This window comes from Actinomadura rugatobispora (genome assembly GCF_042656285.1).
GTDB classification, from domain to species: Bacteria; Actinomycetota; Actinomycetes; order Streptosporangiales; family Streptosporangiaceae; genus Spirillospora; species Spirillospora rugatobispora.
The window spans coordinates 59150-74510 of the sequence record NZ_JBHSON010000028.1 but is presented as its reverse complement, the minus strand read 5'-3'; the positions used below and the strand labels follow the sequence as shown (position 1 = coordinate 74510).

Sequence of the window (15361 nt, the reverse complement as noted above, 5' to 3'; positions counted from 1 at the left end):
GGGGCACGGCCATGGCCGTGCTCTCCGCCGGCGGCCGTCGTGCTGCCCTTCCACGACCCGGTGCGCCTCGCGGAGGAGATGGCCGTCCTCGACAGCATCAGCGCAGGCCGCGTCGGCTACGTCTTCGGCATCGGGCACCGCCGCGAGGAGAACGAGCACTTCGGCCTCGACACCGCGGGCCGGGGCCGGCTCGCCGACGAGAAGCTGACCCTCCTGCTGGAACTCCTCCGGGGCGGCCGGTCGTCGCAGACGGTCGCCGCATCCATGTGACGCCCCCGCCGGTCAGCCCCGGCGGTCCGAGAATCATGATCGCAGGAGGCGGCGTGCCGGCGTGCGGGCTCCGCCCGAGCCGCCCGGCCCTACCTCGAAGGCACGGCGGACGCCGTCCGCCGCGCACGAACCTGACCCCCAGGAGCCCCAGATGAACGAAGCACCGATCCGCGTCGGCGTCTGGTCCACCGGCGGTATCGGCTCCCATGCCATCCGGGCGATCTCCCGCCGCCCGGACCTGGAACTGGTGGGAGTGTGGGTGCACTCTCCGGACAAGGTCGGGCGGGACGCCGGTGAGCTCAGCGGCGGCGACCCGATCGGCCTCCCGGCGACCGGCGACGCCGGCGCGCTGATCGCCCTGCGACCCGACTGCGTCGTGTACGCCGCCAGCGGCCCCGAACGCGACGCCGCCGCCGTCCCGGACTACGAACGGCTCCTGGCCGCCGGGATCGACGTCGTCTCGACCACGTCCACCCGCCTGGTCTTCCCGCCGGTCTACGACCCTGAGGCCCGCGACCGCCTCGCCGAGGCCGCCGCCAAGGGCCGTGCGTCCCTGTACGCATCCGGGATCTTCCCCGGATTCGCCTCCGACCAGCTCGCGCTCGTCGCGGCGACGCAGTCCGGCACCGTCCACACGATCCGGGCGACGGAGGTGTCGCTCAACGACCACTACCCGGTGGCCTCGGCGATGGTCGACGGGCTCGGGTTCGGACGGCCCCTCGAGTTCGAACCCGGGATCACCCGCCCGGGCTTCATCCCGGCGGCGTGGCGGGCGCCGATCGCGCTGATCGCCGCGGGCATGGGCGTCGAGCTCGACGAGGTACGGGGACGCCTCGACCGCGCCCTCACCGACCGCGAGATCGAGGTCGCGTTCGGCACGATCGCGGCGGGCACGGTGGGCGCGGTCCGCACGGTCGCCGGCGGGATCGTCGGCGGCCGCGAGGCGATCGTGATCGAGCACGTGATCCGCATGGCGCGCCATGTCGCCCCCGACTGGCCCACCTCGGACCATGACGCCACCTACCTCGTCAGCATCGAAGGAGAGCCGAACATCGACGTGCGGCTCTCGCTCGGGGAGGCCGAAGGCCACGACGCGGGCAACAGCGCCATGAAGGCGACGGCCATGCGGGTCGTCAACGCCGTGCCCTACGTCGTCGAGGCGCCGCCAGGGCTCCTCAGCTCACTCGACCTGCCGATCACACTTCCCCGCCACGCCTTCGCCTGAAAGCGCCGGGACCAGCGACTGACCCCGAAATGGAGCAACCGGCTCATGTCCGTGGGCGGGGGGCGTCGGGCCGGGGCGGGGCGGCCTGTTCGGCCAGGCGGCGCAGCAGGTCGACGAGGTGCTCGCGGTCGGGCTCGGTGAGCCCGCCGAAGATGTTCCCGCCGACCTGTTCGGCGGTCTGCCGCGCCTTCGCCAGGGTCTGCTCGCCGCGGCGTGTCAGCACGATCGAGTAGGCGCGCCGGTCCTGCGGCACCCGCTCGCGGGAGACCAGCCCCCCGTCCTCGAGTTCGTCGATGAGCCGGACCATGGTGGACTTGTCGATGCCGATGTGGCCGATGAGGTCCCGCTGGCTGACCGGGCCGTACATCGGCAGTGCGAGGAGCACGGCGAATCCGCGGACGTTGATGCCCAGCGGCCGCAACGCCTGGTTCAGCCGCTCCCGGCTCCGGTTGTGGGCCTCCGCGAGGAGCATGCCGAGCCCCACGTGATCGGCGGCCGGGCCGCCCTCCCCGGACAGGAGGCGTTCGAGCAGGTCGTCGAGCATCCGCTCATTGTAGTACTGGCTGATATAGTCTCAGATGAGATTATCTCAGTCAGTCTTGCCGTCGATCAGGAGACGTTCATGTCCGCCCTCACCCGCCGACGCACGCTCAGGCGACCGGGATGCCGCGAGCACCGGACCATCGCCCGGGACGACGTGCTGCGCACGTTCCCTCACCTCGCGGGAGGGCATCGGTGACCGCCACCACGCGCGGCGAGCGTGTCCGCGACCAGGTCATGTCCGCCGCCGGCCTGGTGAAGACCTACGGGTCCGGCGACGGTGCGGTGACGGCGCTGCGCGGCGTCTCGGCGACCTTCGTCCGGGGGCAGTTCACCGCGATCATGGGGCCGTCGGGGTCGGGCAAGTCGACCTTTCTGCACTGCCTCGCCGGTCTGGACGCGGTGACCTCCGGCAGCGTCGTCGTCGGTGAGGTCGACATCACCGGCCTGTCGCGCACCCGGCTCGCCGAGTTGCGCCGCGAGCGGCTGGGCTTCGTCTTCCAGTCGTTCAACCTGCTGCCGATGCTGACCGCCGAGGAGAACATCCTGCTCACCGGACGGCTGGCGGGCTGCCCCGCGGACCGGCGGTGGTTCGACACGATCGTGGACGCGCTCGGGCTGCGCGAACGGCTGGCGCACCGGCCCGCGGAGATGTCCGGCGGGCAGCAGCAGCGGGTGGCGGTGGCGCGGGCGCTGCTGACCCGTCCCGAGGTGCTGTTCGCCGACGAGCCCACCGGCAACCTCGACTCCCGCTCCGGCGCGGAGGTGCTGGGCTTCCTGCGCACCGCCGTGGACTCCTACGGGCAGACGGTGATCATGGTGACGCACGATCCGGTGGCCGCCGCGCACACCGACCGGGTGCTGTTCCTGGCCGACGGGACGATCGTCGACGAGCTGGCCGCGCCCACCATCGACGCCGTGCACGCCCGGATGCGCAGGATGGAGGGCTGAGGCCGTGGGCAACGCCATGTGGCTGATCGCGCGCCGATCCTTCACCGAGGGCTGGCTGCGGCTGGCCGCCACCCTGCTGGCGGCGCTCGGGTCGATCGCGCTCATCGCGGGCTCGCTGCAGTTCGCGCTGCGCGCCCAGGAGGCGGTGGCCGGCAGTGACGCCAGCGAGTACTTCCGCGCGGACGTGCTGGTCCAGGGCGGGACGGTGGATCCGGACGACCCGTACGCGCCGCCCGACGGCCGGATCAGCCTGGACCGGATCGCGTCCCGACCCGGGGTGGCGGCGGCCGCCGGGGACGCCGCGGTGGCGGTGACGGCCGCCCGCCCCGGCGGACGTGCGATCACCGCGTCGGCCGAGGGCCGCACGCTGCTGCGTCCCTGGGTACCGGACCCGCGGCTGAACCCCTACCGGCTGGAGGCGGGGCGCGCCCCCGCCACCGACGGCGAGGTGGCGGTCGTCGAGCACATCTCGCGCGCCGGCAAGGTGCGCGTCGGCGACATGATGACGCTGACACTGCCCCGCCAGACACGCCGGGTGAGGATCACCGGAGTCGTCAGCGTCCAGGGCCGCGGCGCGGTGGCCGCCGGCGACCTGGTGCTGGCCCCGCCCGAAACCGTCCGGCGCGCCGCCATGCTGCCCGCGGACAGCTGGCAGGGCGTCTGGGTGAAGGCCGCGCCGGGCGTGCCCGCCGATCGGCTGCGCGGCGAGCTGGCCCGGGAACTGGACGGCGCGGCCACGGTGCGCACCGCGGAGTCCGTACGGCGTGCGCAGACCGCCGCCGCGGCGAGCGAGGGGGCCTCGATCGCCGGTGTCGTCGGCATGCTCGCCTCCGTGGCGATCTTCGTCGGCCTGTTCGTGGTGGCCAACACCTTCGGCACGCTGGTGCGGCAGCGGACCCGGCGGCTGGCGCTGCTCGGGGCGATCGGCGCCACGCCGCGGCAGATCAAACGGCTGATCCGGCTGGAGGCGCTGGTGATGGGCGCGATCGCCGCGGCGGGCGGCGTGACCGCGGGCTATCCGCTGTCCGCGCTGATCACCCGGCTGTTCGCGCGGGACGGTTTCGACGTCTCGGCCGCCGGCGCCCAGTTCGGCTGGGTCGCGCTGGGCGTCCCGGTCGCGGCCGGGATCCTGGTCACCCAGCTGGCCGCCTGGCGGGCGGCGCGCCGCGCCGCGGGGGTCTCGCCCGTCCAGGCACTGCGCAGCACCGCCACCGAAACCCGGGAACGCCGGTGGCCGCGGCTGCTGGCCGCCTCGGCGATCTTCGCCGGCGCGGGCTTCTGGTGCGCGGTGGCGGTCGCGGTCCGCGTCGGTGATCCGCCCGGCCAGGACCGCACGTTCGCCGTCTCACTGATGATCCTTTTCGGTGCGATGATGGCCATGACCGGGCTGGCCGTCCTCACCCCGTTCTTCGTGGGGCCGCTGGGCGGGCTGGTGGGCCGTCTCGGGACGCTGGCCGGCGGGGAGACCGGGCGGCTGGCGCACGCCACCATCACCCGCAGCCCGCGCCGGGTCTCCTCGGCTGCCTCGTCGCTGATGCTCGGCGTCGCGCTGGTCGCCTCCGTGGCACTGGTGACGATGTCGGTGCACGACCGTTTCCGGGAGGCGGGACGGCAGGTCATGGCGGCCGAGCACGCGATCACGGCGACCGCCAGGACCGCCGAGGGCGCGCCCGCGCCGGTGGCCCGGGACGTCGCCGCACGGGTGACGGGCACGCCGGGAGTGTCGCGTGCGGCGGCCCTCACCCAGACCGAGGTCAAGCTGGTGTCGCCCCTGCCGGACCGGCTCGAACCGGGGGAGGAGCCTGAGCCGTTCCACTTCCTCGTCAGCGGCGCCGAGCAGAGCGGGCTGCGCGACGTCCTGCGGCTGGGCGGCCGGCCGCCCGCGCTGAGTCCCGGTGAGATCGCGCTGTCGTCGACCGTCATGAAGGAGCGGGGCCTGCGGCGCGGTCAGCAGATCGTCGTGCGGGGCGCTCAAGGCCGGGTCGAGCTCAGGGTGGCGGGCGCCTACCACGACCCCTCCCACCTGTTCGCCGAGCAGGCGCTCGTGGCGCCCACGACGATGGACCGGCTCGACGCCAACGCCGCGACCCGGGCGGTCCTCGTGCGGGGCGGCTCCCCGGAAGCCCTGGCACGCGCCGTGGCCGGAGTGCCCGGCGTGCGCGTCCTCGACCGTGACACGTACGTGAAGGCGGCCTCGGACTCGCTCACCCGCCCCCTGCGGGCAACCTACGGCTTCGTCGGCATGGCGCTGCTGCTCGCGCTGTTCGGCATGGCGACCACGGTGTCCATGAGCGTCGCCGAACGCACCCGGGAGTTCGGGCTGCTGGGCGCCGTGGGCGCGACCATGAGGCAGATCCGCTCGATCGTCCGCTGGGAGGCGGCCACCGTGGTCGCCCTCGGCACGATCCTCGGCGTGGTGATCGCGATGGGCACGCTGACACTGCTGCACGTGACGACCGGCAGCTCGTTCCTGCGCCCGGACCCGCCGTGGTGGCTGTTCCCTCTGGTCGCGGCGGGCGCCGCGGTGGCGACCCTGGCGACCTCGGCGCTACCCGCGCGCCGGGCCGCGGCCGTGCCCATCCTGGAAGCCGCCAAGGCAGAGTAGGCCAATGGAGGCACGCCACCCGGGGCCCGCCCTTGGTGGCGGCAGCTCACAACAGGGCAGGTACACCGCACCCCAAGAACCGGGGGTCCGGCCCGGACGCGGTCGCGAGTACGTCTTCTGATTTATTTTCCGCGGTGATGTCGAATGGCGTCGAGGCCGTTCGTAGCCAAGGTGAGAGACCGGCAACGGCCGGTCGCCACACCGGAGGCCCACGATGACCGCCACCGCTCCCGCGAAACCGCTATTGATGCTGACGCAGCGATCGTGATCCCGCCCATCACCCGCCGCCTGTCTGCCTGATCCCTTGGAGGAGTTCGCCATGAAGCAGTACCTGCTCGCCGTCCTGCTCGACGAGAGCGCGCCGGAGCCGTCGGAGAGGGAGTTCCAGGAGCAGATGGCCCGGACCGGCAAGGTGACCGACGAGATGCGGGCCGCCGGTTCGTGGGTGTTCGTCGGCGGCCTGGCGCCCTCGCACGCCACCACGGTCGTCCGCCCGGGCAGCGGCACGACCACGATGACCGACGGCCCGTTCGCCGAGACCAAGGAGCAGCTCGGCGGGTTCTGGGTGATCCGGTGCGACGACCTGGACCAGGCGCTGGCCTGGGCCGAGAAGTGCGCGCTGGCCTGCGGGGCACCGATCGAGGTGCGGCCGTTCAACGACGAGCCGGGGGAATGAGCGCGGATGGATCTGGACAGCGTCTACCGGGCGGAGTACGGCCGGTGCGTGGCCACGCTGACCCGCCTGCTGGGTGACATCGGGCTCGCCGAGGAGGCCGTCCAGGACGCGTTCGCGGTGGCCGTCCAGAAGTGGGACCAGGCGCCGCCCAATCCCGGCGCGTGGATCGTGACCACCGCCCGCAACCGGGCGATCGACCGCCTGCGCCGCGAATCCACCCGCCAGGCCCGCCACGCCCAGGCGCTGCTGCTGCACCGACCCGACCAGCCCCAGGAGGTGGGGCCGGTGCGCGACGACCAGCTCCGCATGATCTTCACCTGCTGCCATCCGGCGCTGTCGCCGCTCGCGCAGACCGCGCTCACCCTGCGCCTGCTCGGCGGGCTGGAGGTGGCCGAGATCGCGCGTGCCTACCTGGTGCCCGAGACGACCGTCTCCCAGCGGATCGTCCGCGCCAAGAAGAAGATCCGCGACGCCCGCATCCCCTACCGGGTCCCCGAGGCCGCCGAGCTCCCCGACCGGCTGCCGCCGGTGCTCACCGTGCTCTACCTGGTCTTCAACGAGGGATACACCTCCACTTCCGGACAGCTGCTGCGCACCGACCTGTGCCTGGAGGCCGTCCGCCTGGCCAGGGCGCTCGCCGAGCTGATGCCCGACGAGCCGGAGGTGCTCGGGCTGCTGGCACTGCTCCTGCTCGCCGAAGCCCGCCGGCCCGCGCGGGTGGGGCCCGCGGGCGAGCTGGTGGTGCTCGCCGAGCAGGACCGGTCGCTGTGGGACCGGGAACTGATCGCCGAAGGGCACGAGCTGGTGCGCCGGTGCCTGCGCCGCGACCGGCCGGGGCCCTACCAGCTGCAGGCCGCGATCAACGCCGTCCACACCGACGGCCCCGCGACCGACTGGACGCAGGTGCTGGCGCTCTACGACCAGCTGCTGCGGCATTCCCCGACCCCGATCGTGGCCCTCAACCGCGCGGTCGCCCTGGCCGAGGTGCACGGACCGGCGCCGGCACTGGCCGCCATCGACGAACTGGACCTGCCGGGCTACCACCTGCTGCCCGCCACCCGCGCCGACCTGCTCACCCGCCTCGGCCGCACCGCCGAAGCCCGCACCGCCTACGACGAGGCGATCACCCTGGCCACCAACGACACCGAACGAACCTTCCTGCGAACACGACGGGCGCGCCTACAGCGGGAGGCCCGAGATGAGACGACAAGGAAGGCGCACACCGTGGACCCGGAGCACGTGAGCGCGACCCTGACCGTCGAGGCGCCCGCCGCGAGGGTGTTCGCGGTGCTGGCGGACCCGGCGGCCCATGCCGCGATCGACGGCACGGGCTGGGTTAAGGAACCCGCCGACCGGGCGCCGCTGACCGAGGTGGGGCAGATCTTCCGGATGGACATGTACCACCCGGGCCATCCCAACGGTGACTACCGGGTGGCCAACAAGGTCCAGGTGCTCGACCCGCCGCGCGCCATCGGCTGGCTGACGGGGTATGAGAAGGACGACGGCCGCCTGGAGTTCGGCGGCTGGACCTGGCGCTACGACCTCGCCCCGAGCGGCCCGTCCCAGACCGAGGTCACGCTCACCTACGACTGGTCGGCGGTGCCGCAGTCCATCCGGGAGTACCTCCAGTTCCCGCCGTTCGGCCCCGAGCACCTCACCAACTCACTGCACCACCTGGCCGAACTCGTCTCCGCCAGGTGAGGTCGCCGACCAGCACGGGCAGGCCCCTCGAAAACGGACGGGCGACCCCGCCCCAGCGCGTCGCCACCGGTGCGCGCCCACGACGACAGGAACAGATCGTGACCACTGCTAACACGAGGCCCAGAGCCGGGCGGCGGGAATGGGCCGGGCTGGCCTTGCTCGGCCTTCCCACGTTTCTCGTCTCGATGGATTTCTCCGTGTTGTACGTGGCCGTTCCGCACCTGACCGCCGCCCTCACGCCGAGCGGCGTCCAGCAGTTGTGGATCGTGGACATCTACGGCTTCCTGATCGCGGGCTTCCTGGTCACCATGGGCACCATCGGTGACCGGATCGGCCGCAAGAAGCTGTTGCTCATCGGCGGCGCCGTGTTCGGCACCGCGTCGGTGGCGGCGGCGTTCTCCACGAGCCCGGAGATGCTCATCGCCGGCCGTGCGCTGCTCGGCGTGGCAGGTGCCGCGGTGATGCCGTCGGTGCTGGCCCTGGTCACCGGCATGTTCACCGACCAGAAGCAACGCGGCCGCGCCCTGGCCATCTATCTGACCTGCTTCATGGGCGGCACGACGCTCGGCCCGCTCGTCGGTGGCGTGCTGCTCGAGTACTTCTGGTGGGGTTCGGTGTTCCTGGTGGCCGTGCCGGGGATCGTGCTGCTGCTGGTGTTCGGCCCTTCCCTGCTTCCCGACCAGCGTGCGCCGCAGCCCGGCGAACTCGACCCGGTCAGCGTCCTGCTGTCCCTCGCGGCGATCCTGCCGTTCGTCTACGGGCTCAAGGAACTGGCTCGCAACGGCTGGGAGTGGCTGCCCGCCGCGGCGCTGGCGTCCGGCATCGCGGTGGGGGCGGCGTTCGTCCAGCGGCAGCGGCGCCTGCCCCACCCGCTGCTCGACCTGCGCATGTTCGGCGACCGCACGTTCAGCTCCGCGCTCACCTTGTTCTTCGTGACCGCCCTGGTGGGCACCGGCACCCTCCTGCTCGTCACGCTCCACCTGCAGAACGTCACCGGCCTCACCCCGCTGGAGGCCGGCCTGCTCCTACTGGTGCCCAATGTGCTGATGATTATCGGCAACCTGACCACCCCACCGCTGGCCAACCGCATCCGTCCGGCCTACCTGATCGCGGGCGGACTGCTCGTCGCGGGCGCCGGCTACATGATCTTCACGCTGGCCGACCCGACGTCCGGCCCCGAGACGATCTTCATCGCGATGTGCGTCGTCATGCTCGGCACCGCACCGCTGGCCGCGCTCTGCAACCACCTCGCCATGGGGACCGTGCCGCCCGAGAAGGCCGGCTCCGGGGCGTCGATCGTCCAGACGACCACCGAATTCGGGCTCGGGCTCGGCATCGCCACGCTCGGGACGGCGGTGTACCGGGGCAACGTGGAGGGCGCGCTCGGCACGTTGCCACCCGGCGCGGCCGACGCCGCCCGGGAGAGCATCGACCGCGCGATCGACGCGGCCGGTCGACTGCCCGCAGCGCAAAGCGCCGACCTGCTGGCCGCCGCCCGCGACGCGTTCACCTCCGGTGTGCAGGTGGTGGGCATCGTCAGCGCCGTCTTCTACGTCGGCCTGGCCGTACTCGCCCTGCAGGCGTTCCGGCACGTGCGCAACTCCCACGGCGATGACGACACCACGAACAAGAAGGCCGACCCGGTACCCGAGGCCACCGAGGCATGAAACCGGCATACAAGGCAAAGTCCGCGCCCCCTAGGCGCGGGCTTTCTTCACGACGCGATAGTTACATCCGAAAGGTGCCAGGCCCCCCGCGACTTATGCGTGACTCGGGCACCTTATCCGGTACATCGCTCCCACGTGGGAGGGGCGATCGGTGAACGCAGCCGCCCGGAAAACACTCGTGCAAGATCCGCACCCTATTCGGCTGCCCGCCGGGGTCACCACGCTCACCCGGCTGATCCGCGACGGGCCGAGAACGCGCGGCTGGCCCGGCGGAGGTCAGCCCGGCGCTACGGGAGCCATTGCGGATCCTGGCGGAAATGCGGGCGTCGGAGCATGCGGAGCGGTTGATCAGCGATGGGTCGCGACGAGACGCCGCAGTGCGGCGTGAGCGGGTGGGCTCCCCACGCGGCCGCCGTATTAGCTCCGCATTCGCAGCCTAGAACCACCCAGAACCGGACACCCGCCCCTTCACAAAATCCGAGATTGCCGAATGCGGCCGAACACTCCCGCCCCGCACCCTCGAGACCATGACCACCACGATCTTGACCGCACTCGGCGCCACCCTCCTGATCCTGCAGACCGCTGCACACCTCCCCGCCGCCCTCGTACGCGCCCTGATCCCGCTACGCCAGGCACTCCACGACCTCCGCCGCCGGCCGGCCACCCCCGCGCACTGCCATGGCTGCCGGGCACACTGCTCCTGCACGACCCGGCCCATAAGCCCGCACACCGCTGCGTACAGCTGGGCATGGGTTCTGCACGATGGAGCCTGGTCATAGAACCCCCGGCCACCAGGAGGACGGAGGCGATTGGGAAGGGCTTCCCATTGAGGAGACCAGTCTCGCCACCCGGCCTGATGCCGGGACCGTGAAACTGACGGCGGATCTAACGATCAAGGAAGAGATACCTGATGACCGAGACCGCCGAGGTGGGGGGCCGAACGCGGTGACCGACGAGCAGTTGATCGCGATGCTGGTGGAGCGGACCCGTGGCGAGGGGCTCCAACGCACCGGCGAGGGCGAGCTGTTGCAGCAGCTCACCAAGCGGGTGCTGGAGTCCGCCCGGAGGGCGAGATCACCGATCACCTCGGCTACGACAAGCACGACCCGGCGGCAACAGCCGCAACGGATCGCGCACCAAGACGGTGCTCACCGACGTCGGCCCCGTCGAGGTCACGGGTGCCACACGACACCGTCGGCACGCTCGAGCCGCAGATGGTCCGCAAGCGACAGCGCCGGCTGTCGGGGAGATGGTGTTGTACTGAGCGCGAAGGGGCTCACGCTGGAGGAGATCTGCGCACACCTGGCCGAGGTCTGCAGCGGTGCCACCTCGTGACGGAAGGTTCGATGCGCTCAGATGAACCGCTCTACAAACGCGACCCCGATGCCTGGCGGGCGCACCTCGCCGAGGGCAATGCCACCCAGCCCCGCAAGCGCGTCAGTGTCGGCCTGCTCATGCGTGACGAGGGCGGCTGGTCGACCCGAAGCGCAAGCCGGACTGGGACCTTCCCGGTGGCATGAGCGAAGCTACCAAGCCCCGGCCGACACGGTACAGCGCGAGCTGGAAGAAGAGTTTGGCATCGAGGTCCAGCTGGAGCGGTTGCTCTGCGTCGACTGGGTGCCGCCCCACACCCCGTGGGACGACTCCCTGATGTTCATCTTCGACGGTGGCGTGCTCACGTCCGAACAGGAGGCTGTCGTCGCACTCAGCGAACTCTCGCTCAGCAGCTCCCGGACCGGCACATCGGGACGATAGTGGAGGGGGACGCCGCCCCCGCAGCGACTCCAGCCAACGATGATGACTCAGCATCGGTCTCCGAGCGACCTGGGGGAGTGCAGGGTCACTGCACGGTCGGCGGCGTAAGAGAGCGTTCTGAGATGTCTCGTCCGCAGTTACGGCCGCTTGACGCTGAATGGTGGCGTTCGTCGGTGGCTGGGCTTCTCCGCTCGGTGTCGCGGGGAGGCGGGTGGACTGGGTTCCTCGGCTAGCTTTGCAGGAAGGTCAGCAGGTCGGCGTTGACCTGGTCCTGATGTGTGGCGGTGATTCCATGCGGGGCGCCGGGGTAATAGATGTCCCTGGCACCTCTGATGAGCCGGGCCGACTTTCGCGCTGAGTCCCGGACGGGAACGATCTGGTCGTCCTCGCCGTGCAGCACCAGCGTCGGGATGTCGAACTTGGCGAGGTCTTCGGTGAAATCGGTCTCCGAGAACGCCTTGATGCTCTGGTAGGCATTGAGGAGGCCTGATTGCATGCTCCAGAGCCAGAACTGGTCGAGGATGCCCTGTGAGACCTCGGCGCCGGGCCGGTTGGCGCCGTAGAACTGGGCGGCCAGATCCCGGTAGAACTGCGATCGGTCCTTGAACAGGGCCTCGCGCATGTCATCGAAGACCTCGATCGGCAGGCCCTCGGGATTGGTCCCGGTCTTCAGCATGAGTGGGGGCACCGCGGCTATGAGGATCGCGCTGGCGACCCGCCTGGTTCCGTAGCGCCCGATGTAGCGCGCGACCTCTCCGCCGCCGGTGGAGTGGCCCACCAGGTTGACGCCGTTGAGATCGAGCGCCTCGATCACGGCCGCGAGATCGTTGGCGTAGCCGTTCATGTCGTTTCCGGAGGAGGTCTGGCTGGATCGGCCATGACCGCGCCGGTCGTGCGCGACGACGCGAAAGCCGTGCTGCACCAGGAACAGCATCTGCCCGTCCCAGGCATCGGAGTTCAGTGGCCAGCCGTGGGAGAACGTCACGACCGGGCCTTCACCCCAGTCCTTGTAGTAGATCTCGGTGCCGTCCTTGGTCGTGATGGTGCTCATGGCAGCTCCTCCTTGCCGACGATGAGTTGCACGGCCGACCAGCGCACCCATGGGCACCGATCGAATCCGTGGAGTACCTCACTGCTGTCCCCTGGGTCACGGGACCTAACCTGGGGCGATCAGTGACGCACCAGGACGGCACCGCCGGGTTGGCAGCAACGTCACCATTGCCGACCGGCCCCGCCTATGGGCTTGTCCGCGCCGAGGCCCGCAAGGCGGGACCCGGCCATCTCCGCGCGCGGTTGACGGCGAACTTTGTGAACACTTTGCTGCTGTGGCGCTCGAGGGTTCGGGGCTGAGGAGAGCCAGCCTGCTCTCGAGGCTGGTGGCGGCGCGGCACCAACGAGGTCACCGGGCTCCGCCGCAGCTGCCCGGCTTGTGCCGTCACCCCTCGGAGACCTGGCGCCGGACGCGGACGTGGACATTACCGTGCTGGCATCCTGCGCGCCGCAGCACACTCTGCACGCCTTGGGCGAAGTGGCCGCCAATCCTTTTCCGGCCAAAGGCCTTGCCCAGTGGTCCCTGCTTTCCTGAAGTGCCGCATCCGAGAACCCGGGCCGCTGGGCGGCCTGTGAGGAATCGTTTCAATCGTGTCCTTTCTATTGCCTGGGAGATGATTGCTGTGCTGCAGGCGTCGCAACTACTGGAAGGCGCATAGCCGTGGTCCAGAAAATCCAGGTTCTCCTGGTCGATGACCTTGATGGTGGTGAGGAGGACGAGACGGTAGCGTTCTCGCTCGACGGCACCTCCTACGTGATCGATCTCAGTGCCGCGAATGCCGAGAAGCTGAGAGGAACTCTGCAACCGTGAGGAGATTCCAACCTGAGTCTGCAGGTCACGGGCCGGTTGCGTCCCGCGCGGCATGAGCAGCGACAAGAGAGCTCCAGCTAGATCGAGATTTGCGACGATCTTGACCACCAGGAGCTCCGATGCTTTTCTGTCGCGCAGCCCTCGATCTGTCTCGTTCGGCCCGCACGTTCGTGGCCGATCTGATCCGCAAGCATCGGTGCCGGGTCGGGTCATGGTGGCGGCGGTTGCCGCCAGGCCGCCAGGCGCTGCTGGTCCTGGTGCACCTGCGCCGCAACAAGACCTTCGCCGGTTTGGCGGCGGCGTTCGACGTCGGTGCCGCGACCGCACACCGCTACGTCATCGAGGTGATCGAACTACTCGCCGAACTGGCTCCCGACCTGCAGCAAGCTAGCGACCCTCACCTCGACATCGAGGGTGTGCCCGATCCGAACACGTCCCCTGGATCGACCCCGACCCATCCGGCCTGACGAACGGCCCGGTGTCAGCGGCTTCACCGATCAGAAATCCTCCGCCACGTCGTCAGTTCTAGTAGCCCCTCGCCACCCGCGGAAGGATTGACGACCATGACCGACGCCAGACTGCTAGGCGCAGACAAGGCCGCGTTCATCGCGGCGGCCCGCTCAAACGACACAGCACAGTTCGCGCTCATCACGGAGCGCTACCGGCGTGAGCTGCAGGTGCACTGCTACCGGATGCTCGCGAACTACGAGGACGCCCAGGATATGACGCAGGAGACGTTCCTGCGGGCGTGGAACAAGCGGGAGTCGTTCAAGGGCCACGCTGCGCTGCGGACCTGGCTGTACCGGATCGCGACGAACGCCTGCCTCGACTTCCTGGAGAAGCGCAACGACCGCACACCCGTGCCTGCCGAGCTGCCGGACGCGGGCTCGGAAGTGCGCTACCTGCAGCCCTACCCGGAGCGGATGCTCCCGGAGGACCCGCAGGAATCGGTGGTGGCGCGGGAGACGATCGAGCTGGCGTTCATCGTCGCCGTCCAGCACCTGCCGCCGCGGCAGCGGGCGGTGTTCATCCTGCGCGACGTCCTCGGCTGGCCGGCGTCGAAGGCCGCCGACGCCCTCGAGCTGACCGTCGCATCGGTGACCAGCGCACTGCAGCGGGCGCGCGTGACGATGCGCGAGCAGCTGCCCGACCGCCGCCTCGACTGGCGGAGCCCCGCCACGCACGAGCTGACGAATGACGAGCGCGGCGTGGTGAAGTCGTATATCGACGCCCATGAGCGCAACGACCTCGACGGGCTGATGGACCTGCTGCGCGACGACCTGCGCTTCGCGATGCTGCCCGAGCCGGGCACCTTGATCGTCACGGCCAAGGACGCGGTGGACGGCTGGGTCTCCGGTGGGCTCTTCCAGCGCGGCCACGACGACTGGCGCTGCATCGCCACGACGGTCAACCGCATGCCTGCCGCCGTGCTGTACCTCCGCACCCACGACGACCCGGAGTACCGTTTGTTGAACATCGCGGTCCTGCACATCGTCGACGGGCAGGTCGCCGAGCTCACCGGATTCGACGTCACCGACAAACCATGGCTGGGCCTGCCCGCGACGCTGTGATCAGACAAGTCCCCAGCGTCGACGAGTCCAGCGCACGGGCCAGCGTCACCGAAGTGACCGCGGAATGAGCACCCCGACCAGCTGAACACCAACGGGCAACGCGAACACCACCGTCCCGCTGGCGTTGCTGGCGGGGCATCTTCATGCCCCGAAGAGGGGGTGCCGGTAGCAATCGTCGAAGATCCAACGAAGCTACCCATCACCTGGGGTGATGGGTAGCGACTGAACCGTCGCCAGTTCACATCCGATGCAGGAATCCCGCATCGGATGCGAACTCAAGGCTCGGCAGGCTGAAGGGTTTTCGGGGAGGGTGACCCCCAAGGGCTGGCGCCAACACCCGTCAGAACACAGGCTCTGTACCGTTCGCCGCCGCGAATCACCGCAGTTCAGGTAGCTCATCGCCACTCCGAGGGCAATCCGGTCCCGGCTGACGGACGGCCACCTAGCGCCGAAACCCCGCCGACGGCAAGCAAGACGCTTCACCGCGCGGCTGCCCTCCGCAGGGAGTGCCGTCGCGCTCACCAGGACGCCCATCGCCG

11 protein-coding genes and 2 pseudogenes are annotated in these 15361 nt (G+C 70.4%); 11 read left to right on the top strand and 2 right to left on the bottom strand.

What is annotated here, in order from left to right; genetic code table 11:
• Nucleotides 1-39: 39 nt before the first annotated feature.
• Nucleotides 40-270: an LLM class flavin-dependent oxidoreductase gene (locus ACFPZN_RS20980; RefSeq protein ID WP_378283745.1), complete on the top strand. Its 231-nt coding sequence runs from the start codon at nucleotides 40-42 to the stop codon at nucleotides 268-270.
• A 151-nt stretch (nucleotides 271-421) separates the two neighbouring features.
• Entirely contained in the window at nucleotides 422-1495 is a 1074-nt protein-coding gene (locus tag ACFPZN_RS20975) for an NAD(P)H-dependent amine dehydrogenase family protein (protein WP_378283744.1), read from the top strand.
• A gap of 43 nt (nucleotides 1496-1538) precedes the next feature.
• On the opposite strand, the gene ACFPZN_RS20970 is transcribed toward ACFPZN_RS20975, so the two are convergent.
• Nucleotides 1539-2039, bottom strand: a complete 501-nt coding sequence (locus ACFPZN_RS20970; protein WP_378283743.1) for a MarR family winged helix-turn-helix transcriptional regulator — start codon at nucleotides 2037-2039, stop codon at nucleotides 1539-1541.
• Nucleotides 2040-2272: 233 nt separating this feature from the next.
• On the opposite strand from ACFPZN_RS20970, the gene ACFPZN_RS20965 reads away from it, so the two are divergent.
• The 6 genes and pseudogenes from ACFPZN_RS20965 to ACFPZN_RS56715 form a co-directional block, all read left to right on the top strand.
• On the top strand, nucleotides 2273-2986 hold the full coding sequence (locus ACFPZN_RS20965; protein WP_378283781.1) for an ABC transporter ATP-binding protein: 714 nt from the start codon (nucleotides 2273-2275) through the stop codon (nucleotides 2984-2986).
• Between the two features lie 4 nt (nucleotides 2987-2990).
• Entirely contained in the window at nucleotides 2991-5591 is a 2601-nt protein-coding gene (locus tag ACFPZN_RS20960) for an FtsX-like permease family protein (RefSeq protein WP_378283742.1), read from the top strand.
• Nucleotides 5592-5910: 319 nt separating this feature from the next.
• Nucleotides 5911-6267, top strand: coding sequence for a YciI family protein (locus tag ACFPZN_RS20955; protein ID WP_378283741.1), 357 nt, complete (start codon nucleotides 5911-5913; stop codon nucleotides 6265-6267).
• Between the two features lie 6 nt (nucleotides 6268-6273).
• Nucleotides 6274-7968: a sigma-70 family RNA polymerase sigma factor gene (locus ACFPZN_RS20950; protein ID WP_378283740.1), complete on the top strand. Its 1695-nt coding sequence runs from the start codon at nucleotides 6274-6276 to the stop codon at nucleotides 7966-7968.
• A gap of 98 nt (nucleotides 7969-8066) precedes the next feature.
• Nucleotides 8067-9635 (top strand): MFS transporter, encoded by a 1569-nt coding sequence (locus ACFPZN_RS20945; RefSeq protein ID WP_378283739.1) that lies wholly within the window; start codon nucleotides 8067-8069, stop codon nucleotides 9633-9635.
• 969 nt (nucleotides 9636-10604) lie between these two features.
• A pseudogene (locus tag ACFPZN_RS56715) lies at nucleotides 10605-10967 on the top strand (transposase); the annotation flags it as partial.
• A 652-nt stretch (nucleotides 10968-11619) separates the two neighbouring features.
• On the opposite strand, the gene ACFPZN_RS20940 reads toward ACFPZN_RS56715, so the two are convergent.
• Nucleotides 11620-12441: an alpha/beta fold hydrolase gene (locus tag ACFPZN_RS20940; RefSeq protein ID WP_378283738.1), complete on the bottom strand. Its 822-nt coding sequence runs from the start codon at nucleotides 12439-12441 to the stop codon at nucleotides 11620-11622.
• Between the two features lie 660 nt (nucleotides 12442-13101).
• On the opposite strand from ACFPZN_RS20940, the pseudogene ACFPZN_RS20935 reads away from it, so the two are divergent.
• The 3 genes and pseudogenes from ACFPZN_RS20935 to ACFPZN_RS20925 all read left to right on the top strand — a co-directional run.
• Nucleotides 13102-13248 (top strand): annotated as a pseudogene (locus ACFPZN_RS20935) (histone-like nucleoid-structuring protein Lsr2); the annotation flags it as partial.
• Nucleotides 13249-13421: 173 nt separating this feature from the next.
• Nucleotides 13422-13718: a helix-turn-helix domain-containing protein gene (locus ACFPZN_RS20930; protein WP_378283737.1), complete on the top strand. Its 297-nt coding sequence runs from the start codon at nucleotides 13422-13424 to the stop codon at nucleotides 13716-13718.
• 96 nt (nucleotides 13719-13814) lie between these two features.
• Nucleotides 13815-14822, top strand: a complete 1008-nt coding sequence (locus ACFPZN_RS20925) for an RNA polymerase subunit sigma-70 (protein ID WP_378283736.1) — start codon at nucleotides 13815-13817, stop codon at nucleotides 14820-14822.
• Nucleotides 14823-15361 lie beyond the last annotated feature (539 nt).